This window comes from Micromonospora musae, from assembly GCF_003626635.1.
In the GTDB taxonomy this organism is placed as follows: Bacteria; Actinomycetota; Actinomycetes; order Mycobacteriales; family Micromonosporaceae; genus Micromonospora; species Micromonospora musae.
Genome location: NZ_RAZT01000004.1, coordinates 160,677 through 186,262 on the forward strand (window position 1 = coordinate 160,677; position 25,586 = coordinate 186,262).

The 25,586-nt window shown below is 71.1% G+C and carries 26 protein-coding genes and 1 pseudogene; 9 read left to right on the forward strand and 18 right to left on the reverse strand.

Annotated features, from left to right (window positions below):
- Positions 1-23: 23 nt before the first annotated feature.
- Both D7044_RS09545 and D7044_RS09550 read right to left on the reverse strand, forming a co-directional pair.
- The gene (locus tag D7044_RS09545; RefSeq protein ID WP_325050885.1) at positions 24-656 is read right to left on the reverse strand and encodes a response regulator transcription factor; all 633 of its coding nucleotides are present in this window, start codon (positions 654-656) and stop codon (positions 24-26) included.
- Positions 657-664: 8 nt separating this feature from the next.
- Positions 665-1,771: a sensor histidine kinase gene (locus D7044_RS09550; RefSeq protein ID WP_147434619.1), complete on the reverse strand. Its 1,107-nt coding sequence runs from the start codon at positions 1,769-1,771 to the stop codon at positions 665-667.
- A gap of 140 nt (positions 1,772-1,911) precedes the next feature.
- Between D7044_RS09550 and D7044_RS09555 the strand changes: the two genes are divergently transcribed.
- Together D7044_RS09555 and D7044_RS09560 are read left to right on the forward strand one after the other, a co-directional pair.
- A complete protein-coding gene (locus D7044_RS09555; protein WP_120674304.1) occupies positions 1,912-2,505 on the forward strand; it encodes a CDP-alcohol phosphatidyltransferase family protein in 594 nt (197 codons plus the stop codon).
- Positions 2,502-2,972: a VTT domain-containing protein gene (locus D7044_RS09560; RefSeq protein ID WP_158609290.1), complete on the forward strand. Its 471-nt coding sequence runs from the start codon at positions 2,502-2,504 to the stop codon at positions 2,970-2,972. The genes D7044_RS09555 and D7044_RS09560 overlap by 4 nt, the downstream gene beginning before the upstream one ends.
- Before the next feature lie 46 nt (positions 2,973-3,018).
- Here D7044_RS09560 and D7044_RS09565 read toward each other — a convergent pair whose 3' ends face one another.
- From D7044_RS09565 to D7044_RS09575, 3 genes are all read right to left on the reverse strand, one after another.
- On the reverse strand, positions 3,019-3,555 hold the full coding sequence (locus tag D7044_RS09565) for a GNAT family N-acetyltransferase (protein ID WP_120688581.1): 537 nt from the start codon (positions 3,553-3,555) through the stop codon (positions 3,019-3,021).
- Positions 3,556-3,668: 113 nt separating this feature from the next.
- Positions 3,669-4,046 carry a PPOX class F420-dependent oxidoreductase gene (locus D7044_RS09570; protein WP_120674308.1) on the reverse strand — a complete coding sequence of 126 codons (378 nt, stop codon included), beginning with the start codon at positions 4,044-4,046 and terminating at the stop codon, positions 3,669-3,671.
- Positions 4,043-4,459 carry a hypothetical protein gene (locus D7044_RS09575; RefSeq protein WP_120688582.1) on the reverse strand — a complete coding sequence of 139 codons (417 nt, stop codon included), beginning with the start codon at positions 4,457-4,459 and terminating at the stop codon, positions 4,043-4,045. The genes D7044_RS09570 and D7044_RS09575 overlap by 4 nt, the downstream gene beginning before the upstream one ends.
- A gap of 224 nt (positions 4,460-4,683) precedes the next feature.
- Between D7044_RS09575 and D7044_RS09580 the strand changes: the two genes are divergently transcribed.
- Positions 4,684-5,235 carry a TetR/AcrR family transcriptional regulator gene (locus D7044_RS09580; RefSeq protein ID WP_120688583.1) on the forward strand — a complete coding sequence of 184 codons (552 nt, stop codon included), beginning with the start codon at positions 4,684-4,686 and terminating at the stop codon, positions 5,233-5,235.
- A gap of 241 nt (positions 5,236-5,476) precedes the next feature.
- Here D7044_RS09580 and D7044_RS09585 read toward each other — a convergent pair whose 3' ends face one another.
- The gene (locus D7044_RS09585; protein ID WP_120675229.1) at positions 5,477-6,034 is read right to left on the reverse strand and encodes a hypothetical protein; all 558 of its coding nucleotides are present in this window, start codon (positions 6,032-6,034) and stop codon (positions 5,477-5,479) included.
- A gap of 246 nt (positions 6,035-6,280) precedes the next feature.
- Here D7044_RS09585 and D7044_RS09590 point away from each other — a divergent pair, with 246 nt between their 5' ends.
- Positions 6,281-6,886: a TetR/AcrR family transcriptional regulator gene (locus D7044_RS09590; protein ID WP_120674314.1), complete on the forward strand. Its 606-nt coding sequence runs from the start codon at positions 6,281-6,283 to the stop codon at positions 6,884-6,886.
- A 111-nt stretch (positions 6,887-6,997) separates the two neighbouring features.
- Here the strand turns inward: D7044_RS09590 and D7044_RS09595 are convergent, their stop codons facing one another.
- Complete coding sequence (locus D7044_RS09595) at positions 6,998-7,921, reverse strand: cupin domain-containing protein (RefSeq protein WP_120674316.1); 924 nt, start codon at positions 7,919-7,921, stop codon at positions 6,998-7,000.
- Positions 7,922-7,992: 71 nt separating this feature from the next.
- Here D7044_RS09595 and D7044_RS09600 point away from each other — a divergent pair, with 71 nt between their 5' ends.
- Entirely contained in the window at positions 7,993-9,369 is a 1,377-nt protein-coding gene (locus tag D7044_RS09600) for an FAD-dependent oxidoreductase (RefSeq protein ID WP_120674319.1), read from the forward strand.
- Between the two features lie 34 nt (positions 9,370-9,403).
- A complete protein-coding gene (locus D7044_RS09605) occupies positions 9,404-10,111 on the forward strand; it encodes an alpha/beta fold hydrolase (protein ID WP_120688584.1) in 708 nt (235 codons plus the stop codon).
- 114 nt (positions 10,112-10,225) lie between these two features.
- On the opposite strand, the gene D7044_RS09610 is transcribed toward D7044_RS09605, so the two are convergent.
- The 7 genes and pseudogenes from D7044_RS09610 to D7044_RS09640 all read right to left on the reverse strand — a co-directional run bounded on the left by D7044_RS09610 (position 10,226) and on the right by D7044_RS09640 (position 18,546).
- Positions 10,226-11,461 carry a low temperature requirement protein A gene (locus tag D7044_RS09610; RefSeq protein ID WP_120674323.1) on the reverse strand — a complete coding sequence of 412 codons (1,236 nt, stop codon included), beginning with the start codon at positions 11,459-11,461 and terminating at the stop codon, positions 10,226-10,228.
- 546 nt (positions 11,462-12,007) lie between these two features.
- A complete protein-coding gene (locus D7044_RS09615; protein ID WP_120688585.1) occupies positions 12,008-12,325 on the reverse strand; it encodes a hypothetical protein in 318 nt (105 codons plus the stop codon).
- A gap of 212 nt (positions 12,326-12,537) precedes the next feature.
- Complete coding sequence (locus D7044_RS09620; RefSeq protein ID WP_147434621.1) at positions 12,538-14,352, reverse strand: hypothetical protein; 1,815 nt, start codon at positions 14,350-14,352, stop codon at positions 12,538-12,540.
- 221 nt (positions 14,353-14,573) lie between these two features.
- Positions 14,574-15,319 (reverse strand): annotated as a pseudogene (locus D7044_RS09625) (cation transporter).
- Complete coding sequence (locus tag D7044_RS09630; protein ID WP_120688587.1) at positions 15,319-15,648, reverse strand: ArsR/SmtB family transcription factor; 330 nt, start codon at positions 15,646-15,648, stop codon at positions 15,319-15,321. Before D7044_RS09630 ends, D7044_RS09625 begins: the two are co-directional and overlap by 1 nt.
- A gap of 115 nt (positions 15,649-15,763) precedes the next feature.
- On the reverse strand, positions 15,764-17,002 hold the full coding sequence (locus D7044_RS09635) for an MFS transporter (protein ID WP_120688588.1): 1,239 nt from the start codon (positions 17,000-17,002) through the stop codon (positions 15,764-15,766).
- Positions 17,003-17,115: 113 nt separating this feature from the next.
- Positions 17,116-18,546, reverse strand: coding sequence for an MFS transporter (locus D7044_RS09640; protein ID WP_199716554.1), 1,431 nt, complete (start codon positions 18,544-18,546; stop codon positions 17,116-17,118).
- Positions 18,547-18,749: 203 nt separating this feature from the next.
- Here D7044_RS09640 and D7044_RS09645 point away from each other — a divergent pair, with 203 nt between their 5' ends.
- On the forward strand, positions 18,750-19,913 hold the full coding sequence (locus tag D7044_RS09645) for a class I SAM-dependent methyltransferase (protein ID WP_120674335.1): 1,164 nt from the start codon (positions 18,750-18,752) through the stop codon (positions 19,911-19,913).
- A 97-nt stretch (positions 19,914-20,010) separates the two neighbouring features.
- Here the strand turns inward: D7044_RS09645 and D7044_RS09650 are convergent, their stop codons facing one another.
- The 4 genes from D7044_RS09650 to D7044_RS09665 form a co-directional block, all read right to left on the reverse strand.
- Entirely contained in the window at positions 20,011-20,991 is a 981-nt protein-coding gene (locus D7044_RS09650; RefSeq protein WP_199716555.1) for an SDR family NAD(P)-dependent oxidoreductase, read from the reverse strand.
- Positions 20,992-21,104: 113 nt separating this feature from the next.
- Positions 21,105-21,596, reverse strand: coding sequence for a carboxymuconolactone decarboxylase family protein (locus D7044_RS09655; protein WP_120688589.1), 492 nt, complete (start codon positions 21,594-21,596; stop codon positions 21,105-21,107).
- 183 nt (positions 21,597-21,779) lie between these two features.
- Positions 21,780-23,246: an amidase gene (locus D7044_RS09660; RefSeq protein ID WP_233564916.1), complete on the reverse strand. Its 1,467-nt coding sequence runs from the start codon at positions 23,244-23,246 to the stop codon at positions 21,780-21,782.
- A gap of 48 nt (positions 23,247-23,294) precedes the next feature.
- Positions 23,295-23,792 (reverse strand): winged helix-turn-helix transcriptional regulator, encoded by a 498-nt coding sequence (locus tag D7044_RS09665; protein ID WP_233564917.1) that lies wholly within the window; start codon positions 23,790-23,792, stop codon positions 23,295-23,297.
- A 427-nt stretch (positions 23,793-24,219) separates the two neighbouring features.
- Between D7044_RS09665 and D7044_RS09670 the strand changes: the two genes are divergently transcribed.
- Together D7044_RS09670 and D7044_RS09675 are read left to right on the forward strand one after the other, a co-directional pair.
- Entirely contained in the window at positions 24,220-24,450 is a 231-nt protein-coding gene (locus tag D7044_RS09670; protein WP_120688591.1) for a hexameric tyrosine-coordinated heme protein, read from the forward strand.
- A gap of 266 nt (positions 24,451-24,716) precedes the next feature.
- Positions 24,717-25,550, forward strand: coding sequence for a mycofactocin-coupled SDR family oxidoreductase (locus D7044_RS09675; protein WP_120688592.1), 834 nt, complete (start codon positions 24,717-24,719; stop codon positions 25,548-25,550).
- Positions 25,551-25,586 lie beyond the last annotated feature (36 nt).

The window sequence follows — 25,586 nt, forward strand, 5'->3', positions numbered from 1 at the left end:
CCACGCCCCCGTCCGGGCAGGAATCATGCGAGGCCGGCCTGGATGGCCAGGATGGCGGCTCGCACCCGGTCGCGGCTGCCGGTCTTCGCCAACACGTTCGCGACGTGGGTCTTGACCGTACTCATCGACAGATGAAGACTCCGCGCGATCTCGTCGTTGTTGAGCCCGGCGCCGATCAACGTGAGCACGTCGGTCTCGCGCGCGGTCAGTTGATAGGCGGCGAGGTCCACGCGGGTGGCCGGGCCGGTCGACCGCACACGTTCCAGAACCGCGCCGGTGATCTCGGCCGAGAGGATCGCGCCGCCGGCCGCGACCGTGCGCACGGCGGACAGGAGGTCCTGGGCGCTACTGCGTTTGAGGAGGAACCCACGCGCCCCCGAGGCGATGGCGTCCAGGACGTAGGCGTCATCGTCGAAGGTGGTGACGATGATGACGGCCGGGGCATGAGGAATCGCGGCCAGCTCCCGGGTGGCCTGCAGGCCGTCCAGTACCGGCATGCGGATGTCGACGAGAGCGACGTCGACGCGGGGATCGCGGCGGACGGCATCGAGAAGCTGCCGCCCGTCCGCGGCTTCGGCCGCGACGTGGATGTCCGGCTGGGAGCGCAGGATCTGGCTGAAGCCGTCGCGGACCAACTGCTGGTCGTCGGCGATCACGACACGGATCATGGCCTGGCCACCGGCAGGACGGCCTCCAGCACCGTACCGCCGCCGGGACGCCGGTCGACGTGTGAGCTGCCGCCGAGCGCCCGCGCGCGTTCCTCGATGCCGAGCAGCCCCGAGCCGCGCGTCACGGCCCGGGGCGGACCGATCCCGTCGTCGCTCACCCGCAGCCTGGCATGGTCGCCGACGCGGATCAGCTCGACCCAGGCGGTCGCGGCATTCGCGTGCCGGGCGATGTTGGTGACGGCCTCCTGAACGATGCGGTAGGCCGCCAGGACACCCACCTCGTCGAGTCCCGGCTCGGCGTCGAGCCGGACGTGCACCGCCACACCCTGCTGGCGCAGCGGCTCGGCGAGCAGTTCGTCGATATCGGAGAGGCGGGGCGGGGCGCTCACGGCCACCGGTGCGTCCGGGTTGCGGAGATGTACGACGAGCGTGTCGAGCTCGCGCAGAGCGGTGCGGCCGCTGTTCGCGATCGTCCGCAGCGCCACCGCCGGGTCGCTGCTGAACTGTCCGGCCTCGGCCTGGACCACCATCGCGGTGACGTGGTGACCGACCACGTCGTGCAGTTCGCGGGCCAGATTCGTGCGCTGCGCGAGCCAGGCGGCCTGGTCACGTAGCTCGGCCGTCTCCCGGGTGAGCGCGTTGCCGCGGGACCACGAGCGCATCAGGACAGCGAGGAGATAGCCGGCCGCCACGAAGGCGAAGGGCTGTTCGTAGAGCCCGCGATGGTTCAGCAGGGCGACGGTGAGGGCACCGGCGGCGCCGGCCAGACCGGCCGCCCAGCCCAGCCACGGTCGACGGGCCGGATCCTCGCAGGTCGAGACGAACACGAGAGCGGCCGCCGCCAGACCCAGCTGGACCGACTCACCGGTGCTCACTATCGCCACGAACCCGGCGCAGGCCGCGAAGACCAGGGCCCGAGCGCCGGGCGGCAGGGCCATGGCCGTGAGGGCGGCGGGCAGCACCAACCACACCCAGCCCGTCGGTACGAGCACGTCCTGGTCGACCGTCGTGACCACGACTGTGACGATCACACCGGCCGCGCCGTAGGTGAGCCGGCGCGCGCCTCTGAGGCTGCGGACCCATTGCCCGATCGCGGTAACCACCTGCACAGTCTCGATGATCCGCCCTGGGCCGGCCAGGTACCCAGGTACCGGTCCGGTCGGTACCCCGGTACCGCGGCCGCGCCGAGGGTCGGCACCCCGGTACGTTCCGCCGGAAGGGCCAAGAACCGGAGCCTGCAGGTGTGACTCTCGTCGACTCCCGGCCCGTCCTGCAGGTCGGCCCGCTGCTCACCATCCCCAACTGCATCACCATCATCCGGACCCTCGCGGCCGTGACGCTCGGCATCGTCGCTCTCGCCTCCGGTTCGGTCGCCTTGATCGCGGTGGCGTACGGCATCTACTGGCTCGGTGACATGCTCGACGGCCTCGCCGCGCGGTGGCTCGGTCAGGAGACCCGAGCCGGCGCCGTCCTCGACATCGTGAGCGACCGGGCCTGCACTGCGGTGCTCTGTGTCGCCCTGGTCGCCCTGGTTCCCGATGTCTCGCTGGTCGCCATGGTGTTTCTGCCGTCGTTCATGGTCCTGGACACCATGCTGTCGCTGGTGTTCCTGTGCTGGCCTGTGCTCAGCCCGAACCATTTCCATGTCGTCGACCGGCGCGTATGGGCATTGAACTGGTCGCCGCTGGCGAAGGCGGTCAACACCGCCGGGGTCATCGGTGCTGTGGCCCTCGGGCAGTACTCGGTGGCGGTGACTGTGGCATTGGCCGTCCTCGCGGTCAAGGCGTGGTCCGCCGTGGCGGTGGCCAGGCTGCTGAGGCGGGACGGCCGGGCGTGAACGGTCTCGTGGAGGCTGCGGTCGCGCTCGGGTACGGGTTCGTCTCGGCCCTCGTCCCGGTCGTCAACGCGGAGGCCTACGCCGTGGTCGCCGGGCGTCCGGGCGGGTACGCCGTGATCGCCGTGGTCGCCCTGGCGGTCGGGCAGACCGCGGGAAAGCTGCTGCTGTTCGAGGCCGCTCGTCGCGGAACCGGCCGGCTGGCCCGGAGGCTCGCACGACGCAACAGATCGGGGCGCGCGGCCGCCCGGACCGCCCGCTGGACCGAGCCCGTCCAGCGCTGGCTCTCCGGCCGCCGCACCGGTCTGCCGACGGTGCTGCTCTCCGCCTCCGTCGGCGTCCCACCACTCGTCCTGGTCAGCGTCGCCGCCGGAACCGCCGGCCTGCGCCGCTGGGAGTTCGCCGTCGCATGCCTGCTCGGACGGGTACTCCGCTTCGCCGTCCTCGCCCTGCCCGCGACCCTCGCGTGACCCCGAACAGAGCCGCGGCGGCTCAGTCGTCTTCGTGCTGACGGAGTCAGCCGAGCTTCTTGACCAGTGTCTCGAAGGCCAGGTCGCGACGGCGGGGCAGGCCGAACCGCTCGTCGCCGTAGGGGAACGGGGTGATTTCTCCGGTGCGGACGTAGCCCCGCCGCTCGTACCAGGCGATCAGTTCGTCCCGTTGGGTGATGACCGTCATCCGCATCTCCCCGGCGCCCCACTCCTGCTCGGCGTGGCGCTCGGCCACGTCGAGCAGCTCGCGCCCCAGCCCGCCGCCCTGCTGCGAGGGTGCGACGGCGAACATGCCGAAGTAGGCGTGGTCATCGCGGCGCTCCAGCTGGCAGCAGGCGACGAGCCGGGTCCCCTCCTCGACGACGAGCACCGAGCTGTCCGGGCCGGTCACCGCGGCGGTCACCATGTCGCGGTCGGTGCGCTGGCCGTCGAGCAGGTCCGCCTCGTGGGTCCAGCCGGCCCGGCTGCTATCCCCCCGGTACGCCGACTCGACCAGGTCGACGAGGGCGTCGACGTCGGCGAGGCCGGCGATCCGGACGGTACGGTGCGTGGTGCTGGTCATCGGCGGAACTCCAGGAGTAGCGGCAGTCGGTGAACCATCGTATGCGGCCGACCAGGACGTCTACTCGCACCGGACCGCGATGAAGAGGAGGTGGAGGAGATGAGGAAGGGCGGTCATAGGCGGATGGCAATGCCGATCCTGCGGTCACGTCGCCCGAGGAGCAGGTCGAACCCGAACACCAGCCGGGCGATGGGGTAGCGGCGGGCCATGAGCCGGCGTACCCGTGCCGTCTCGGTCCGGTCCAGTAGTCGGGCCTGGCCCCGTACCGTCGGCGCGCCGGCGGCGACCCGGCCGTTCGGGTCGCACGGTGTCACGGTCACCGTGGCGTTGTTGCGGATCCTTCTGACTTTTCCGCTCTTGCGCTGGGTGAGCACGAAGAGCTCGCCTGCGTCAGCGACGAGCCCAACGGGGGTGGGGACCGGTCGTCCGTCCCGGCGGTAGGTGGTCACGGTGGCGTACCGGGTGTGGGCGATCTCGGCGGGCACGCTCATGCGGGGCTCGCGTCGGTTCGCCGGTCCAGCCAGGACGCCCCCGCGATGGCCGCGGCACCGAGCGCCTCCCAGCCCGCCGCGTTGAGAAACGCCCGGGGCGCGCGACCCGTGGCCGCGAGCCCGGTGAGGCCGGCCGCCATCAACAAGCGGCGGGCCATGACGTACCTGGGAAAGCCGGGCCAGCCCTGCGCCGCCCCCAGCAGATAGGCCCCGCCCTCGCCGATCGCGGCGAAGGAGCTGCTGCCCAGCACGGCTGTCGTGTGGTCACCCGGTCCCCGCTCGGCGGGGCGCTCGAATCCGGAGAGGCGCTGTTGGCGGTCGGGGCTGACCACGCCCAGGGTCCCGAGGGCGGCACCGACCGCCCCCAGGCACGTCAGGGTCCAGAAGGTGGCTCTACCTCGTCCAGCGTTCATCTCTTCACTTCCTTGCATGTCTCGTTCGGTCGCCGGGCACGCCGGTGGCGGGACGCCGGCTCTGCCAGATCGACCAGGGTCGGGCGCCGAGCCTCGGACCCGCGCCGAGCCGGACCGCCGGATTCCAGGGCACGACATTCTCCACCGAAGTGGTAGTGACATCACCGTTTTAACGGTAGCGCTAAAGTGGTGGTGTTGCCACCACTTCGATCGGAGGTCCGAAGATGCGGGCACCCCGCCGGGACCAGCTCCGCAACCGGCAACGGTTGATCACGGCTGCCCGCGAGGCCTTCACCGAGCACGGCCCGGAGGTCGCCCTCGACGAGATCGCACGCCGGGCCGGCGTCGGGACCACCACGCTCTACCGGCACTTTCCGGAGAAGGAAGGGCTGATCGAGGCGGTCCTCGATGACCTCGCCGCGGCGGTACGGGACAACGCGGAGCGCGCCATGCAGAACAGCGATCCGGTCGGCGCCTTCCGGGCGGTGTTCAGCCAGAGCTGCGACATGTCCGAGCAGGAGGTGGCGACGTTCGCCCAACTGGCTGGCGCCGGCAACCGTGCCGACAAGCACGCGCAGCGTCTGATTACATCCGTCGTCGGCCCGGCCACGGATCGGTTACGATCCGCCGGCCGGCTGCGCGCCGGCATAACCGCCGATGACATCGCGACCTTCGTCCGCATGACCCTCAGCGGGGACAGCGACGAGGCTCGCGGTAAGGCGATCCAGGTCATGCTCGACGGCCTCGTCAGTCCGCAAGACGCCACGGCGACCTGACGTGGCCGCGTCCGGCCTGCCCCGAAGACGGCGTCCGGCGTGGCGGCTCACCACTTCCCGAGCGCAGTGCGGCCGGTCGGGAAGTTGCTCCAGCGCCTTGCTGGACAGCGGAATCTGGCGGGACGGAACAGTGCAGGCGAGGCTCCCGGCCGTGGCAGCGGACCTTGATCGACTGCTGCCTGGCCGGGAGCCTCGCCGTCATCTGTTTCGGGCTCAACTGACCCCGCCCTGAGCTACAGGGTCAGTCGCCCTTCGCGGCGCGGCCGAGGCGGATCGCCGAGATGAGGAAGAAGATGGCGCCGGGGATGGCGTAGCCGATCGCGTTGGTCAGCGTCGGGTTGTCCGCGGCGGCGCCCGCGATGAACGCCCCACCGGCGAGTACGGAGATGCCACCGCTGATGATCATCGGCCACTGGCCCCCCATCCTGCGCCGGGTGACCCCCACGAGCAGCTGGATCAGCCCGGCCACGATCGCCCACGCACCCCAGACCCCCAGCACCGCCGGAATGCCGGAGGTGCTCGCGACGGCGAGACCGACGGCGGCGAGCAGACTGACCGTGACGTTCGCGTAGAGCAGGGCGGGGGATCCGGTGGCGCGCGACGCGCGGGCGTCGATGATCGCGGCTGCCACGTCGAAGAGCGGGTAGAGCACGAGCAGCGTCACCGCGAGTGGGCCGAGGTGCTCGGCGGTCGTGAACGCCACGAGGGCCCAGACGATGGCGAACGCGAAGCGGACGAGGTACAGCCGCCGCAGGGCGGCTGCCGTCGTCGAGATGCCGGGCGCGGCAACGGTGGTCATGGTGATCCTCTCGGGGTTCCCTGTCGGAGCGGCGGTCGATCGGCGGGTGCCGGTGAGCTGGTCGATCAAGGGGTGTGGCTGGCTCGGCAATCAGGTAGAACGAACGTTCTGTCTCGGCCAATCATGAACGGCTCACTACGTACTGTCAAGACGGAACGTTCTGTCTACCGGTGGCACCGAGGTCGGAGCGCGGCCGCGACGCGGCGCGAGGAGTGAGACGGAACGTTCTGTCGCTACCATGGAGTCATGGCGAGCAGCGAAACCGACGTCCGGCCGTCCGAGGCGCGCCTGCGGCTACTCGGCGCGGCTTCCCGGATCTTCTATGCGGAGGGAATCCACTCGGTCGGCGTCGACCGGATCGTCGCCGAGGCGAGTGTGACCCGGGCCACCTTCTATCGACACTTCCCGGGCAAGGAAGATCTCGTCCTCGCCTATCTGCGCGGGGCCGACCAGGCCATCCGTGGCCAGGTGGAGGAGGCCGTCACGGCCGTCGCGGCCGGCCTGCCGGCGAGTGACGCGCTGCGGGCCATCGCGGCGTCGATCGCCGAGGGCATCCGGTCCTCCGGCTTCCGCGGCTGTGCCTTCCTGAACGCCGTGGCCGAGTACCCCGACCCCGACCACCCCGTACATCAGGCGGTCCTCGCGCACCGGCAATGGTTCCTCGACACCGTCACCACCCTGATGGCGCGCATCGAGCAGACCTCGGCCGAGTCCGCCGCGCAGCACTTCGTCATGCTGCGCGACGGCGCCATGGCGGCCGGCTGTCTCTTCGACCCCGAGTTGATCTGCGAGACCTTCCTCCGCGGCGTCGACGGACTCGTCCAGACGCATGCCGCACGGCAGCCGTCCTGACCGCTTGAGCGGTGGGGTTGGTCGGCGCGGCTCGATGACCCGGCGGCTCCGTGCGCACGCTCGGTCGGCGATCGCCGCGCGAACCGGCGGATCCTCGACGCAGGGCGGCGGTCAGCGGGCGTTCGCCGCGGCGTGCCGGCGTAGGCGCGACGGTGTGGTGCCGGTGATGGTCCGGAAGGCTTTGCCGAAGGCGGAGGGCGAGTGGTAGCCCACGGCGGCGGCGATGTCATCCAGGCCGCGGCCGGTGGTGGTCAGCAGGTCGGCTGCGATGATCATTCGGGTCCGCGTCAGGAAATCCGCGACGCCCATTCCCGTCGTCGCGGAGAAGCGCCGGACCAGCGTGGCCCGGGAGACCCCGGCGACACGCGCGAGGCTCGCGATCGTCCACCGTCGCTGCGGCTCGTTCACCACGGCGTCGACGACGGCCCGCAGGCTCGCGTCCGTCACGGCGGTCCATGGCGTGAGCAGGTTCGCGGTCGACGGAGCGCCGCGTTCGTCGCCGCGCAGGACGAGCACCAGCAGCGCCTCGCAGAGCGACGCGAGCAGGGCGCCGGTGCCCTGGGCGTCGAGTGCGGCCTCGCTGCGCATGAGCTCGCCGAGCGGGTGCAGTGGCGAGCCGGCTCCGAGGCCGAAGGAGGCGTGCACGATGTCGGGCAGGCCGGCGAAGAGGAGTTCTCCCGCCCCCGGCTGGTAGGTGTAGTGGCCGCAGAAGAGGTCGACGGCGGGGGCGTCCTCGCCGCGCAGGGTGGTCACCGAGTCGCCGGTGTGCCGCCTGGAGGGCAGCGGTGGCCCGTCCGCGACGACCCGTATCCGGTGCCGCCCGGCGCGCGGAAGGATGAGGACGTCTCCGGCGTGCAGCTCGACCACCCGATCGTCGATCTCGGCCACGCAGTCGCCGTCGAGCAGCAGGTGGAAAGGCACCTGCCCGGCCGCGCCGGGCGGATTGTCCAGGACGTGGGTGCCGGCCAGCAGGCAGCGCACATCGACGGCGCCCTCCAGGCGAGCCGAGCGGATGATTCTGCTGATCGAGTCCATGAGCCGATCACGATAATACTTGAGCCTCTTCCGTCTTGTCGGATCGCTCGCTCCGGTGAAGTCTGGGACCCATGACTTCACTGCACGCGGATCTGCTCGTGATCGGCTTCGGCAAGGGCGGGAAGACCCTCGCCGCGACCATGGGCCGCCAGGGTCGCCGAGTGATCATGGTGGAGCAGTCCGCGCTGATGTACGGGGGGACGTGCATCAACATCGGCTGCGTGCCGACCAAGGCGCTCATCCATCGCGCGTCGGTCCGGCCGCAGGACGCCGACCCGAGGTCATGGTTCGCCGACTCGGTGGCGTGGACGGCCTCGCTGACCTCGATGCTGCGGAAGAAGAACTTCGAGATGCTGGACACCCTCGACTCCGTGACGGTCGTGACCGGCACCGCCGCCTTCCTCGACGAGAAGCGGGTCGAGGTCACCGCCGGCGACGACCGGATGGAGATCACGGCGGACACCATCGTCATCAACACCGGCGCCCAGACGGTGGTTCCGGAGATTCCCGGCCTGCGCGACAGCGCCCACCTGATCACCGGTACCGACCTGATCGGCTCGCCCGACCTGCCGCGCCGGGTCGCCGTCGTCGGCGGGGGCTATCAGGGGATCGAGTTCGCCGCGACGCTGAGCCACTACGGCGCCGAAGCGACAGTGCTGGAACGCGGCGGCCGCATCCTGCGCCGCGAGGACGACGACGTCGCCGAGGCGGCCGAGAAGATCCTCACGGACCAGGGCGTCACCTTCGTCACCGGAGCGAAGGTCACCCAGGTCACCGACTCCGGTGCCGCCGCGGTCGTCCACTACGAGGCGAACGGCACGGCGGGCCGGATCGAGGTGGACGCCGTACTCGCCGCCGCGGGGCGGGCACCGCGTACGGCGGAACTGCGACTGGACGCCGCGGGCGTACGCACCACCGACAGCGGCGCGATCGAGGTGGATGAGTACCTCCGGACGAGCCAACCGCACATCTTCGCGGTGGGCGACGTCAACGGCGGGCCCCAGTTCACCTACATCTCCCTCGACGACTACCGGATCGTCGCCGACCAGCTGACGGGCGAGGGGAACCGCTCCACAGCCGACCGGGTGGCCGTGCCGTACACCCTCTTCATGACACCGCCGCTGGCCCGCGTCGGCCTGACCGAGACCGAGGCGCGCGCCACCGGCCGGCCTGTGCGCGTGGCCGCCAAACCGATCGCGGCCATCGCGGCGATGCCCCGCGCCCGCATCCTGGACGACGTCCGCGGGCTGATGAAGTTCGTGATCGACGCCGAGACCGACGCCATCCTCGGAGCCGCGCTGCTCAGCGTGGACGCGCAAGAGCTGGTGAACACCGTGGCGCTGGCGATCCGCAGCGGGGTGACCGCCGGCGGGCTGCGGGACGCGATCTGGACCCACCCCAGCTCCACCGAGGCCTTCAACGAGGTACTGGCCAACGTGGTGCGCTGACCCGACCGCGGCCACAGTCTCAAGGAGACACATCATGACGAGCAACCCCACCACCGCGACGCACCAGCTTCGGCCCGGCCTCGCGCTCACCGTGCGCGCGGCCGGACACGGTCGGCCAGTGCTGGTGCTGCACGGCGCCGGCGGTCCCCACACCATCGACTCGCTCCTCGTGCACCTCGCCGACGGGCAGCAGGTGCTCGCACCGACCCACCCCGGCTGGGACGGCACCACCCGCCCCGAGAGCATGACCAGCGTCGCCGATCTCGCCGCCACCTACCTCGAACTGCTCGAAGCAGAAGGGCTGAGCGAGGCGACAGTGGTCGGCGTCTCGTTCGGCGGCTGGGTGGCCGCCGAGATGGCCGTGCGCGACCGGGACCACCGCGTCGGCCGGCTCGTGCTCATCGACGCCATCGGCCCGCAGATCCCCGGACAGCGCCCCGCCATGCCGAGCAACGCGCCACCGGAGAATCTGGCCGCGCTCCGCGCCTACACCCGAGACACCCTGGAAGACCCGACCCTGCTGGACCGGGCCCGGCTCCGTACGATCCCCGAACTCCTCGTCTGGGGTGCGGACGACCCTGTCGTCAGCGCCGAATTCGGCCGCCGTTACGCCGACGCCATCCCCGGCGCACGTCTCGTCCTCATCCCGGGTGCGGGGCACCTGCCCATGCGGGACGCGCCCGAGGCGACGTTCGCCGCCATCGACGCCTTCCTCGCGGAGGCCGCCCCCACGAGAAGCTGACTGCCGGGCGATCCGACGACCCGCCCAGGCGCATTCATCGACTCGGTCGTCGGCGAAGCAGGGCGGTGGCTCAGTACTGCTGCGGGCCGACGGAGCGCTTCAAGTTGGCCGCGGTCACGCCTCGGGCTCGCGATTGCCGGGCGTCTCCCGTGCAATCGGCGAGGCGAGATCCTCGAGCGGCCGCTGCCGGCTCCGCAACGCGTCGACCAGCGCGATAAGAGCCAGCACTCCGGCCACGACGCTCAGTCCGACCATCGGCGACCAGCGCGCCAACGCCGTCGTGACCAGCAGCAGAACCACCAAGCCGATCACCCGCGACCTGGGGACCCGGCCGAAGATCTCGTAGTCCAGCCGAATCCGAGCGAGGAGGAAGAGCACCGGGCCGCCCACCACGAAGAGCAGCCACGTCGGCCGCGGCGGCCCGAACGGTTGCGCGATGACCAGCTCGTAGCCAACCGCGGTGACCAGCACGCTGAGTACGATCAACGCGTGCGTCCGTTCCGACGCCGTACCCAACTGGCCGGGCAGGCCCGCCCGCCCCAACGCCTCGTTCAGCAACCGGCCGGCGCGGTGAAAGTAGATCCGCCACAGCACCGCGCTGGTGATGAACGCGATCCCGAAGGCGGCCGCCCGCTCCGCGGAGTAGTCCACGCCACCGAAAGCGGCGCCGATGACCAGAATCGACTCGCCGAGCGCGATGAGGAAGATCTGCTGGTGACGTTCGGCCAGATGCTCTCCGGTGATCCGCCAGCGACCGACCGCCGCGGCACCGAGCCGAGGCAGCGGCCAGCCCAGAGCCCAGGCGAGGTAGTCCACCGCCAGCGCGGCAGCCCACAGCGACAGGCGAAGCCGGTCCGGGCCCAACGCGCCGACCAGCCAGAGCGGTGCGGAAAGCGCTGACCAGGCGGCGAGTCGAAACGGCACCAGCCGCCGTGGATGGCCACGCAGTGCGGCCGCGACCACCAGCGGCCGCACCACCATCACCATCAGGTACGCGACCGTGAACGGCACCGCCCGCTCCTCCACGGCGCGCGGCAGCGTCACCGCCATCACCAGGGCGGCGAACATGGTGCCGATCACGACCGCCTGAATGATCGACCGTTCCGGCTCGTAGCGACTGGTGATCCAGGTGGTCTGCGACCAGATCAACCAGAGCGCCAGGAACAGCAGCAGCGTACGACCGAGCCCGCCGACGAGCGCCCAGCCGGTCTCGTCGCTGACGTCGGCGAACCGTTGCGAGACCCGGGTCAGGGCGACGACGAAGGCGAGATCGAAGAAGAGCTCCAGGAACGTGGCACGCCCCGAACTCGCTTCGGCGCGCAGCAGCGCAGCACCGCGTCCCGCCGCCATCGTCCGCTCCCGTCCGCCCCTGGCACCAACGAGTTGGCCGGCGGCCCTGACCGAACCGACAGACGGGTGTGGGGGCCGGCTGGCTGCTGGCCCCCACACCCTGTGACACATGCCCGTTCGTCATGTCGGCACGTGACCAGCGGATCCCGCACGATGCTTCTATCCGTGGTCGGCGGTGTCGGCGAGTCGGTACACCTGGCACCGACTTCGATCGGTGCGAGGCGACCGTCGGCCGGGCCGCCCAGGAACCAGGCCTCCACGGCGGGCATCCGGGTTCCCCGGATCAGGGCCGTGTCGTTTGAGGGCCCGGTCGGATCGGCTGCTGGCCGGCAGGGGCGTACAGCACTGAGGCCAACCGCGGCTGTCTGCGCCGACGCGGGATCAAGGCGGCCATCCCGGGAATGCACGGCGCGCCGTGCGCTACGAAGCCACCGTTCACGTCGCCTCGATCAGCATCTGGCTCCGGGGCCTGAAACGACACACGTAGAACATGATCTCGAATCTCACCCCGTGCCCTGCGGTTGCCGACCGAGGCGGCTCCAGCTCCTAGTCCTCGACGTCCACGTCCACGTCGATGTTCCCGATGCAGACGACGGTGTTGTTGGGCTGAGTCTGGTTGTCGTTCGTCGTCTCGACCGACGCGGACTGCTCGTAGCTGACGTCGCTGTCCTCGATCTTGTTGTCGCTGATGATCTGGTTGATGCTCACCTTGTTGGTCTGCACGGTGTTCGCGCAGGCAACCTCGGTGCGGTCCGAGGCCTGTTCGTAGGGTGCGGCGTGCGCGGCAGCGGGCGTGCCGAGCAGCAGGGCGCCGCCGCCCAGCGCCACCCCTACGGCGAGCTTGGTCAGAAACCTCTTCGACATGTCCCTCACTCCCTCCTGGTCGTCTCGGGCAGACGAGCCATGACGAACATAAGAAGGATTCATGTCCGTTCGGAGCGCTTTCCGGGTTTCTGACGCAAGCATGCCTTGGACTGCTATACGAGGTTGCCTCACGTTTTCGGGTGATAGGCCTGGTTCAGGTCTTGTCTGCGGCGACTCATGGGAACGTTGGCTGTACCCCTGACGGGACTGCCTCAGCCTCCGTTGGAGCGGAGTGACTGGCGACCGGTCTCCTCATTTGGCTCGTTGTCCGCCGCCGGCTTGCCCAGCCGGGCCACCCAGTCGACGAACTCCGCGTCCTGCCTCGCCAGCGGCTCGCCGTCCGCCGGGGTGCCCGTGCCGTCCCCGTCGGCCCGGGACTTGCTGCGCCGGAACAGGCCCAGCCGGCCGCTGGCCCGCCCGCCGGCCCGTCCCGCCTCGACGACGGATGCCGGGCCGGCCGGCGCGGTGCCGGTCGCGGGCGGCGGCCCGGCCCGCCGGGCGCTCGCGAGGGCGTCCCAGTTCGCGGCCAGGTTCAGGTTGGGCAGGGGCGGCCGGTGCCGGGGTGGGAGCGCCGGCTCGAGCCTCTCTTGCTTGCCGGCCGGTTGGATCGCCTCGGCGCCAGGAGCGGGCTCGGTGGAGGGCGGCACCCGTCGCGCCGGAACGACCGGCCAGGTCGACTGAACCTGCGTCCGGTCGGTCTTCGGCGGTTGGTACATCCGGAGGGTTCCCGGGGCGACGAGTGCCCCGCCGGTCGGCATTCCGTCGGGCCCGATGTTGTCGGCCTCCGTCTCCGCCGTTCCGGAGTCGTCCCCGCCGAATCCCGCGGGAAGGTGGGCCGCCGTCGCGGGGATCGGTTCCGATGTCTCCGAGGTGTCGTCGAGATCGGCGGGTACGGCGCGGGCCGCCGGCACGGTGGCGACCGCCGGTGCGGCGGTCCGCGGCGCGTGGTCGGCCGGTACGGCGCTGTCGTCCCGGTCGCCGGGCGGCGCATCGAGGCTCAGCGGTTCGGCGGCGCGCGGGAGCTCCGCTGCGATTGCACCGGTGACCGGCAACGTGCCGGCCAGGTCGGCGGGCCCCGGCTCGTCGGCCGGCGTCATGGCCTGCGGCACGGCCGCGTCGACGGAGAGTGGACGGAGGACCTCGGTCGGCTCGACCGCCTCCTCATCGGCCGTGCGCCGCAGGAGCGGCCAGCGGAACGACGCGACGACGGCCGAACCGAGCAGACCGGCGACGACGGCGAGCAGCGCGGTGTAGTAGGGCGTGATCTGGTACCGGTCGACGGCCTCGCCGGGACCGGCGGTCAGGTAGGCGAAGGCGACCAGCACCGGGCCCGCCGCGCCGGTCGCGCCGTTGACCAGCGGCGGATGCCCGCGCCGGCGGGCCAGCCCGCTGGTCACCGCGCCGAGGAGCAGGGCTACCGCCGGCAGGATCAGGATCGCCTGTCGTTGGGCCGCCTCCGCGCCGAGCCCGACCGGTTCCAGCACACCGAGCCGTACGGCGGGCAACACCCCGGCGGTCGCCAGCGACGGGACGACCGGGACGAGCGCCAGCAGCCAGACCACGCCGCCCACCGCCGCCATGTTCCAGCCCAGCGGCGGCTTCACCAGTGCGGCGATCGCACCACCCGCGCCGACCAGCGCGCCGAGGATCGCGCAGATGCCGACGGCCCAGATCGGGTCCACGGAGAGACGCTCGGCTGCCTGGACCGGCCGGACGCAGAGCGGCGCCACGACGGTGGCGCCGAGCGCCGCGGTGGCGGCGATCGCCACCAACCTGCCCGTGCTTCCCGGCTCCCCGTAGCGGCGGGCCAGGCGTGCGGTGACGACGGTGCCGGCCACGGCGGCGTATGCCGCGAACCAGCCCACCCAGACGAGCTGGGCAGGCCACTGGTTCACTGTGGTGTCGGCGGGGGCGCCGGCGAGCTGGACGATGCCGAGGCCGAACGCGATGCCGAGCTGACCGGCACCCGCGAGCACTCCCAGCCCGAGCGCTGTGAGCAACAAGTTACGCCAGGTACGAAGGACCATGTCCGGAACGTTACGCAACTGATGCAGACATTTACGGCGAAATGCTGGATTTCACATCGGACTGCAGTGTCGACGGTCACCCTCAGTGCGGGTCCGGCGCGCGATTCGGGTGCTGCCGCCACTGTGGCCAGCATGTGGACGACGTCCGGGTGGTGACGGTCGCCGCGTCGGCCAGTGTGGAACGTCGAGGCGCGGGTCCTGCCCGCTCCTGGTCGGCGCGTTCAGGTCGCGTCGGCCGTGCAGCAGGAGCAGTCCGGCCGGCATCCGCACGCATCGACCTCGCCGACGCCGGGCCCACCGGCGGCGGTGGCGGTGCGGGGGGCGGTCAGCGGGACGGCGCAGCAGGCGTCACCGCGCCACGCCTCGCGGCCCTCCTTCACCGCCACCGCGGCGATGACCAGCGCGGCGATCGGGTCGGCCCAGGACCAGCCGAAGAGGCCACCCCCAGACCCACGAGCAGTACGCCGGAGAGGTACGTGCAGAGCAGGGTCTGCTTGGAGTCCGCGACCGCCGAGCGTGAACCGAGTTCTCGCCCGGCGCGGCGCTGCGCGTACGACAGCACGGGCATGATCGCCAGCGACAGCGCCGCCAGTACCAGCCCGATGCTGGAGTGCTCGGCCTCGGCGCCGCCGAACAGCGCCCGTACCGACTCCACGGTCACGTACGCGGCGAGGGCGAAGAACGAGAGCGCGATGATCCGCAGTGCGACCTTCTCGCGTGACTCGGGATCGCGGCCGGCGAACTGCCACGCCACCGCCGCCGCGGACGACACCTCGATCACCGAGTCCAGCCCGAAGCCGATCAACGCGGTCGACGACGCGAGCGTGCCGGCGGTGATCGCCACGACCGCCTCGATGACGTTGTAGGTGATCGTGGCGGCGACCAGCAGCCGCACTCGCCGGGCGAGCACCTGACGGCGCGCGGGCGGCGGCCCCGCCGGGGGCCGACCGATCAGGGGCAGGTCCATCAGCAGCAACCCTTCTCGTCGGCATCCGGGCAGGCGGCCGGGTCGACCGCCAGCACGAGACCGAGCAGGTCCGCCAGGGCGTGTGCCAGCCGGCCGTCGGCCAACTCGTAGCGGGTGCGGCGGCCTTCCGGCGCCGCGACCACCAGGCCGCAGCCACGCAGACACGAGAGGTGGTTCGACAGGTTCTGCCGGGTCGTGCCGAGCAGGTCGGCGAGCTCAGCCGGGTAGCCCGGCCCCTCGCGCAGCGCCAGTAGCAGCCGGGCCCGCGTCGGATCGGAGAGGGCGTGACCGAAGCGGGCCAGCACCTGACCGTGCGTCAAGGTCTCCACTCGTCGGACAGTACAGCATATGATGTACTATGCCGCGAACTCGGGCGTAGTCGCTCCGAGCCGGTGGCGGAACAGGCGGGTCGCCGCGGCCCTCCGCCCGTTCGTACCGCCTGGTTCACACCCGGGCTTCCACGCGCTCCGGTGCGGGATCGAGCGGCAGGTCGCGCAGCCGGCGGATCGGGGTCGACAGGTAGATGATCGGGGAGAGCACGGTGAGCGCGCCGAAGATCAGCAGAGTGGTGCGGGCGCCGAGCGGCCCGGCCAGGGCGCCGGCGAGCAGGCCGCCGAGCGGAATGGCGCCCCAGGAGACGAACTTGACCGTGGCGATCACCCGCGACAGCAGCTCCGGCGGGCTGGCGAGCATCCGGTAGGTGCGGGTGGTCACGCTGAGCACCACCGAGCAGCCGGCGAAGACGAGGTTGCCGACGGCGAAGGCGAGGTAGGCGACGGTGCCGGTGCCCAGCGGGATGACGAGCGCGCCGACCACGCTGACGACCGCCGCGATGACCAGGCCGCGTGCGGTGCCGACCCGATCGGTGAACCGGGTCGTCAGCGCGGCGCCGACGAGCGAGCCGAGGCCGTCGACGGCGATCAGCAGACCGACCAAGAGCGGCGGGGCGTGCAGCTCGCGCAGCAGGTAGTACGGGAAGAGGGCCAGCATCGCGCCGGAGACGAAGTTCGTCGCGGTGGCGTCCCACATCGCCGGTCCGATGATCGGGTGGCGGTGCACGTAGTGCCAGCCCTCGCGGATCATCGTGACCATCGGGGGCCGCTCGGCCGGTCGCTGCACCCGCCGGGCCGGCAGGGTGCGCAGCAGCGTGGCGGAGATCAGATAGCTGACGGCGTCCACGAAGAGCGTCGGCACCGCGCCCAGCAGCTGCACCGCGAGCCCGCCCAGCGACGGCCCGCCGAGCTGCGCGGCGGCATGCGTACCGGAGGTGAGGCTGTTACGCGCCTGCAACTGCGCCGCCGGCACGATCTCCGGCAGGAAGGTCTGGTTCGCCACGTCGAAGAGCACGTTGGCGAAGCTCGTCACCAGGGCGACCGCGACCAGCTGGGCCACCGTCAGGGCGTCGAACCACCACGCCAGGGGGACGGACGCGATGGCGAGCGCCCGGATCAGATCCAGGGCGACCTGCATGCCGCGCAGCGGCAGGCGCTGCACGATCACCCCCGCCGGCAGGCTGATCAGCAGGTACGCGAGGTAGCCGGCGGCCGTGATCAGACCCATCTCGAAGGCGGACGCGTGCAGCACGGTCAGTGCGGTCAACGGCAGGGCCAATCCACCGACCGCCGAGCCGAAGAGGCTGGTCGTGCCGGCGACCCACCAGCGCCAGAAGACAGTAAGTTTCATAATGGAACTGACCATAGTGATGGCTGCGCGGAAAGTCGACCTCGCCCTCCGGAGACCGCCCGGTACCGCGGTACCGGCGGAGGGCCGGGCCGGGCCGGATCGCGGGGGATCGGTCAGGACGCCGGAGCGCCGCCCCGGATCGCGGCCGCCTCCTCCTCGGTCGCCACCACCGGCGGCGCCGCCGGCATCGGGCGGCGGGCGGTCTCCGGCGCGAAGTACACCGCGATGCCGCCGACCAGCCCGGCCGCCACCAGCAGGAAGGCGGGGGCGATCAGGCTGTGGGTGCCGTCGACCAGCGCCGCGGCGACCAGCGGCGTCGTGCCGCCGAAGAGCGAGGTGGAGATGTTGTACGTGATGGAGAGCGCGCCGGCCCGTACCCGGGTGGGGAAGAGCGTCGGCAGGGTGCCCGGCTCCGTGCTGTCGAAGCAGAGGTACATCAGGCCGACGAGCAGCGTGCCGAAGAAGACGGCGACCACCGTGCGTTGCTGGATGATCAGGAAGGCCGGCACGGAGAGGACGACCAGCAGGACGCAGCCGGTCATCATGACGGGCCGACGCCCGACGCGGTCGGAGAGCCGGCCCGCGAACTGCAGCAGCACCATGAGGATCACCAGGACGACCACCACCACGATCAGCGAGGTGTTCTGGGAGAAGCCGAGCTGCGCCGACAGGTAGCTCGGCAGGTACGCGGTGAGCATGTAGCTGGGCACGTTCAGCACGAGGACGAGGCCGAGGCAGACCAACAGCGGGCGGCGCTGATGGCGGACCAGTTCCTTCGCCTCCCTGCGGAGCCCGGCCGAGCGCTTCGGCGCGCGGGTCTCCAGATGCTCGAAGGCGGGCGTCTCGGTCAGCCGCAGGCGCAGGTACAGGCCGACCAGGCCGAGCGGGCCGGCGACGAGGAACGGGATTCGCCAACCCCAGGAGTCGAGGTCGGCTGTGGACAGCACGCTGGTCAGGAGCGTCACCAGCGACGCGCCGAGCACGAAGCCGGTCAGCGTGCCGAACTCGAGCCAGCTGGCCACGAAGCCGCGCCGGCGGTCCGGCGAGTGCTCGGTGATGAACGTCATCGCCGAGCCGTACTCACCGCCGGTGGAGAAGCCCTGGATCAGCCGGGCCAGGAGAAGCAGCACCGGGGCCCAGACGCCGACCTGGGCGAAGCCGGGGAGCAGCCCGACGGCGAACGTGCCGAGCGACATCGTGATCACGGTGAAGACGAGCACCCGCTTGCGGCCGATGCGGTCGCTCAGCGGGCCGAAGAAGAGGCCACCCAGGGGACGGACGAGGAAGGCCGCGGCGAAGGTCGCGAACGACGAGAGGAGCTGCGCCGACTGGCTGGCCTCGGGAAAGAACACCCGCCCGATCGTCACGGCGGTGAAGCTGTACACCCCGAAGTCGAACCACTCGATCATGTTGCCGACCGCGGTCGCCGCGACGGTACGCCGGAGATCGCCGAGGCGGACGACGGTCACCGCGCCCGGGTCAGGGCTCCCCGCCGCGCCGTCACCGGTCGGGGCCGAGCCGTCCGGGCCGGCGTCTTCGCTCATCTCGTACGCCCTCCTGGCCTGCGCTGTGCGACCACGGCGGGCGGGCCCGTCTCGATCGCGGGGAGGCGCATTCCCGGCCGCGGGTTCGCGAAACGCGCTCCCCTTCGTTCCGGCTGCCGACCGCGGTTCACCGCGCGCCACGACCGGGCCTTTTCGTCCGGCGATGGTGTCCCGGAGCAGGGGGCCTGTGGGACCATCACCGCATGAGGCGGACCTTGGCCGACGTGGTCGGCCGGCGTTACGAGGGCTACTTCCGCGACCGCACTCCCGTGCCGTTCGAGATCGTCGACCGTGACGGCGCTACCCACGGCTTCGGGGTCAGCGAGGCCCTGCCACCCCGGTTCAGTCTGGTCGTCCGCGACGACGTCGGTCAGCAGGCGCTGCACTCCCTCGACCAGCTCCAGGTGGTCCTCGCGTACCTCGCGGGACACCTCGACGTCGAGGGTGATCTGTTCGCCGCGCTGACCATGCGCCGGTTCTTCTCCGACGTGCACCCGATCGCCTTCCTCGGCCGCTGGCTGCCGGCCCTGGTGCACGGGCGGTACGGCCATGACCAGCGGTCGATTTCCCGGCACTACGACGAGGACTCCGACTTCTTCCTGACCTTCCTCGACACCCGGCACCGCTGCTACACCGAGGGCGTCTTCGCGCGGGACGACGAGGCGCTGGAGGACGCGGTGACCCGCAAGCTCGACCTGGCACTCGACGCCATCGGCGTCGGTCCGGGGGACCGGGTGCTGGAGGTCGGCGGCGGGTGGGGAGCGTTCGCCGAACACGCGGCGCGGCGCGGCGTGGCAGTCACCACCGTGACGCTGGCCGCCGAGTCCGAGCGTTTTCTCACCGACTTCTTCGCCCGGGAGGGGTTGCCGGTCACCGTGGTGCGGGAGCACTTCTTGCGCTACCGGTCCGCCGAGCCCTTCGACGCGATCGTCAACATGGGCGTGACCGAGCACCTGCCCGACTACCGGGCCACACTGCGGGCGTACGCCCGGCTGCTGCGTCCCGGCGGGCGGATCTACCTCGACGCCCTCGCCATGCGGCGCAAGCAGCATGTGTCCACGTTCTTCAAGCAGTACGTCTACCCGGGGAACTCGGCCCCTCTGGTGCTGCACTCGTACCTGCGGCAGGTGGCCCGATCTCCGTTCGAGCTGCTCGACCTCGAGGACGACCGGCACAACTACTTCCTGACCTGCCGGGCCTGGGCGCAGCGGCTGGACGCGCGGCGCGAGGAGATCGTCGCCCGCTGGGGGGAGCCGCTCTACCGCCGGTTCCGGATCTTCCTCTGGGGTTCGGCCGCCGGCTTCGACACGGGTCTCGTCCAGGCGTACCGGTGGGTCCTCATCCGCACCGCGGCCCGCCCGGCCTGAGCCGACCGAGGCCGGGCGCGGCCCGACCTCGGCCCCGAGCGGACCGGGTACGACGGGTACGCGGTGCTCGACGCCGGAGGCCGGATCGTGCGTCTGCTTACGCCACGGCTCCGGTCACCGCGAGGGTGTACTCCCAGAGCCGGTCGGCGGCGGCGGGATCGACGGACCAGCCGGCCACGCCGGCCATCGCCCCGGGACCGTTCGCCAGCGTGTGCGGGCCGCCCTCGACGACTTCGGCCTCCTGGTTGTGCTCGAAGTAGCGCCCGGTCACGCCCTCGAGCATCGGCGCGGCGGCGAGCAGGACCGTGGTGGCGGCCCCCTGCGCGGGCGTCTTGTAGTAATCCGGAGTGAGCAGGTCACCGTTCGCGTCCATGGCGCCGAGCGCTTGCAGGGTGGCCGCGTCCATGTGCCGCGTCAGGTTCGTGTGGATCGAACCCGGCGAAGCGGCGTTGGCACAGATCCCGTCCTCGGCCCATCGACGGCTGAGCGCGACGGCGAACAGCGTGTCGGCGGCCTTCGACTGCGCGTACGCGATGAGCGGGTCGTACGGCCGCCGCTCGAAGTGCGGATCGTCGAAGTCGAAGCCGGCCAGCAGTTGCGCGCTGGAGCTGACCATGACCACGCGCGGACCGAAGCTCCGCGTGCGCCCGGTCGACCGGAGGGCCGCCCGCAGGCCGGTCACCAGAGCGAAGTGGCCGAGGTAGTTGGTGGCGAGCTGCATCTCCCAGCCTGCCGCGTTGAGCTGGCGCTCGGGGAGCGCCATCACGCCCGCGTTGGCGACGACGGTGTCCAGCGGGCCGTCCCACTGGTCGCAGAAGGCACGTACCGACGCCAGGTCGGCGAGGTCGAGTGCGGCGACGGTGGTGCCCGGGAACTCCTCGACGATGGCCTTGGCGGCGGCAGGGTTGCGGGTGGCGATCGTGACCTGGGCGCCGGCGCCGGCGAGCGCGCGAGTCGTCTCGCCTCCCAGCCCAGACGCCCCGCCCGTGACGATCATGCGGCGTCCGGTCAGGTCCACTCCGGTGAGGATCTCCGCCGCCGTGGCGCGCACGGAGAAGGGGGTAGTGATGAGTGACATGGCTGGTCTTCCAATTCTCGATGGAGCAGGCCCGCGCGACACGCGACGACGGCGGCGACCGGAAGGCGCCCCGGTGGCCGGAGGGTGCGGCGGGCGTTGCGGGGGAGGGCGCGTCAGGCGGCGGCGGTGTAGTGGCCGGGGACCATCCGGGTGGAGACGCCGAAGCGGTTGAAGGCGTTGATGGTGGTGATGGCGGCGATGAGGTGGGCGAGTTCGGTCTCGTCGAACTCGTTCGCGGCGCTCGCGTACACCTCCTCGGGGACGAAGCCGTCGGTGAGGACGGTGATCGCCTCGGTCAGCGCGATCGCGGCGATCTCCCTCGCCGTGTAGAAGTGCTTCGACTCGGTCCACGCGCCGAGCTGGATGATCCGTTCCGCTGATTCGCCGGCCGCCAGGGCGTCCTTGCTGTGCATGTCGAGGCAGAAGGCACAGTGGTTGAGCTGGGAGGCGCGGATCTTCACCAGGTTGAGCAGGGTCGGTTCGATGCCCTGCCGCGCCGCCGTGTCGAGCCGGATCATGGCCTTGTAGACGTCGGGGGCGAGCTTCATCCAGTCCAGGCGCGGGGCGTGCTCGGGGAGCCGCTCCGTGCGGTCGTTGATCGTCATGCCGGCAACCGTACGGCTCATGTGGCCCTGAGATCTGGTCCAATTTCGCGGTAGATCTCCGGACCAATTCGGAGGGTGCCCCACCGCCGCTCTGCGGCGCCGACCCGCATCCCGGCCTGGCGGGGGCCCGCGCTTCGCAGCTCGCCGCGCGGGCCCCGGCGTGCCCTCCGGGGGAGGGTCAGGTCAGTCGAGGTTCGGTGCCACGAATCCGCCGAACTCCCGCTCGAGCAGCTCCGCGAAGCGGATGGGCGTGTGATCCTCGAACATCGGTCCGATCAGCTGGACGCCGATCGGCAGACCGTCGCGAGACCGCGCGACGGGGGCCACCGTGGCCGGGTTGCCGGGCGCGGACGCGATGCCGGCCCAGACGAGCTGGTCGGGGTAGTCGTACTCGACGCCGTCGACGGTGATGCGGCGTGCCCACTGGTCGGCACTCTGGTCGTGTCCGAAGGCGGTGGTGGGCGCCGCCGGGCAGAGCACGACGTCGAACTGCGTGAACAGCGCGGCCCAGGCGGCCCGATGCCGGGTGCGGAGCGCGTCGGTCTCGAGCCAGTCCCGGTGACTCAGCGCCGCTCCGCGCGCCCGTTCGGCGGCCAGGCTGACGTCGCCGCTGTCGATCTGCTCTGCGGCCTTGCGGACCTGTTCGTAGGCGTCCGGCGGGTAGGCGGCGGCGACAGCGGCAAGCAGGAGGCGCATGTAGAGCCGGGCCGCCTCGGTCTGATCGGGCAGGAGTGGGCTGTGCCGCTCCACCCTCGCGCCCGCCGCGGCGAGCTTCTCCGCGAGACCGTCGATCGCCGCGGCGACCTCGGTCGATGTCGGAATGGCCGGATGGCTGTCCAGGACGAGGACCCGGTAGTCGGCCAGGCGGTCGTGGCGGGCCGGTGGCGGTTCGTGCCGGTACGCGACGCCGAGCCCCGGCGTCTCCGGCTCGGCCAGCAGGTCGAGCAGGAGCGTGAGATCGGCGGCGGTGCGGGCCATCGGGCCGATGACGGCGAGATCCCGGTCGTACGACAGCGGCGGCGTCGCCGGTGGCGTGTGCCCCCGCGACGGCAGCAGGCCGAGCGAGGGCTTGTGCGCGTACACCCCGGAGAAGTGGGCCGGTAGCCGCAGCGAGCCCGCGATGTCGGAGCCGAGTGACACCGGGCCGAACCCGGCGGCGAGCGCCGCGGCTGAACCACCCGAGGACCCGCCCGGCGTACGGCTGGTGTCCCACGGGTTGTTCGTCGTGCCGTACAGCGGGTTGTAGGTCTGCAGGTCGCCGAGTGCGATGGGGACGTTCGTCTTACCGAGGATCACGGCCCCGGCGGCCTTGAGCCGCGCGACCGCGAGGGCGTCCTCGGCCGGAACGAAGTCCTTGAACGGCGGAATGCCCCAGGTCGTCGGCAGCCCCGCGACGTTGAACGACTCCTTGACCGTCATCGGTATCCCGAGGAGAGGCCCGCCGGCTCTCCGCGCCCTGGCCCGGTCGGCCTTCCGCGCCGCGTCCAGGGCCCGATCGAAATCGCGCACGGGTACGGCGTTGAGCTTGCCGTCGTAGCGTTGAATACGCTGGATCACGACCTCGGCCAGCTCCACGGCGGACACCTCGCGCGCCTCCAGCGCGGCGGCCAACTCCCGCACCGTCGCGTACGCGTAGTCCTCGGTACTCAACATCCACTCCTTGGTGATTGCCAATCGGCGAGGGATCGTGCGCGTGGGTCAGCTGCTCGGCGAGTCGACCCAGTCGCCGTTCGCGACGATCGCGAGACCGTCGGGGTCGAGGCTTCGGCCGGATTCGGTACGCGGGCCGATCGTGACCGGCTCGCCGGTGCTGCGTTCGACGAGTCGCAGCGGCCCGCCCTCCTCGGCCTGCAGGTGCTTGTTGCCCCACTGCATCAGGGCGAAGACCGCGGGGAGCAGGTCCTTGCCCATCTCGGTCAGCAGGTACTCGTCGCGGGTGCGCTTCCCCGGCTCCTGATAGGGCTGCTTGACGAACAGCCCGATCTCGGTGAGCTGCTTCAGCCGAGCCGCGACGATCGCCTCGCTGATCCTCGTCCGGCGAGCGAAGTCGTCGAAGCGCACCGTGCCGCACAACGCCTCGCGAAGGATCAACATCGACGAGCGCGTGCCGATGACGTCCATCGCCATGGCGATCGAGCAGTTCTCCAGCCGCCAAGCGCTCCGGTCGGCGAGCACTCCCGCGAAGGTGATCGACACAGCCCCTCCCCATCAGTCAGGTCAGCTGGTCCGGAAGCTACCACCTGACTACTAACCATCAAAGCCAGCTCCGCTGTGACCTTCCGAACGGACGGTGACGCCTCGATCCATGGCACGCTCGGGTCGCGATCGTCGGGGCGCTGTTCCGTCGGCCGGACGTGCGCGCCGGTGGGCCCTCGGTGCGCTCGACACCGCAGCGAACCGGGACGTTCCGGGCCCCTGGCCGCAGTGAACCGCGAGGGCGGCCCGCTCGTGATCACCACACACGACCGGGCCGCCGCCGCCCGACCACCGGGCCGGGCGGCGACCCCCGACCCACCTCACCGCGAGGCGGATCCGAGGGTGTTCGTGCGCTCCGCGCACTGGCCGACCAGCGCTCGCCGAACACGCGCCGCGGCCCGGCGATCCGTGACAACAAGGAGGATAAATGTCCGATTCATGGCTTCCCACCCTGCGTACGGCGACCCCGGAGGAGGGATTTCAGCTCGCGATCAAGCTCTCGCGGATCGGGGTGAAGATGACCCAGCCCTCCGCGGAGGTGCGCGAGAGGCTTCGCCCCGAGTACGCCGAGAACGCCGACAGCCTGATCGCCAGCTCTCAGGTGATCGCGCTCAACTTCCAGACGGTCGCACAGGCGAACGACTTCTGGCGGAGCTGACCGGCTCGCACCCCGATCCGCCGGCGCACGGCAGGCGTTCGTCCGCTGCGACGCGTCCGCCCGATGGCCGGCGGGGCCGGGCTGCAGTGGCGGCCCGTCCGGCGACCTGTTCGTCGGCGGGGCCGCCGCTGTGCCGCAGGGTGACGAGATGCACACGATCCGTGTAATTGCTTTGTCAAGCAAGTAGTTCTAGGTTGGGACCTGCGTCCCACGACGCGAAGTTCCTTCCATGCGTGTGCACAGAAGCCAGTTACAGGAGGTTCACCATGGCAATGGTGACGAACAAGGTCGCTCTCATCTCCGGGATCGCCCGAGGGCAGGGCAGGTCGGACGCGGTGCGGCTGGCCGAGGAGGGCGCCGACATCATCGGCTTCGACATCGCCGCCGACGACCCCTCGGTCGAGTACCCGCTGGCCACGAAGGAGGACCTCGCCGAGACGGTCCGTCAGATCGAGGCCACCGGCCGGCGGGCGTACGTCGCGGTGGCGGACGTACGCGACTACGACGCGGTGGAGAAGGTCATCACCGAGGGGACCGACAGGTTCGGCCGGCTCGACATCGTCATCGCGAACGCCGGCATCGCCCCCGTCACCAACCAGCTCCGATTCCGCCGGGACACCTTCGTCGCCGCGATCGACGTGATGCTGACCGGCGTCTTCAACACGGTCTATCCGGCGATCCGGCACATCAGGGCCGGGGGCCAGGGCGGTTCCATCGTCATCCACGGTTCGACGATCGGCGTCGTCGGCGGCATCCTCACCGAACCGTCCCCCGGAGAGATCGGATACGCCGCCGCCAAGCACGGAGTGGTGGGTGTCATGCACACCCTCGCGAACGCGGTCGCGGCCGACAGCATCCGGGTCAACGTCGTACACGCCACCGGCGTCAACACGCCGATGGTCGTCAACGAGGCGATGGGCCGCCACTTCCAGGACCACCCCGAGATCGCGAAGATCGTGGTGAACCCGCTACCGGTTCCCGGCGGAATGCTGGAGCCGGCGGACGTCACGAACACGGTCCTGCACCTCGTCTCCGACGCGGGACGCTACATCACCGGGCAGTCGGTCGTGGTCGACGCCGGCTACACCACCTACCGCTGACGCCGATGCCGACGCCGGGGCCCGTCGGCTTGCCGC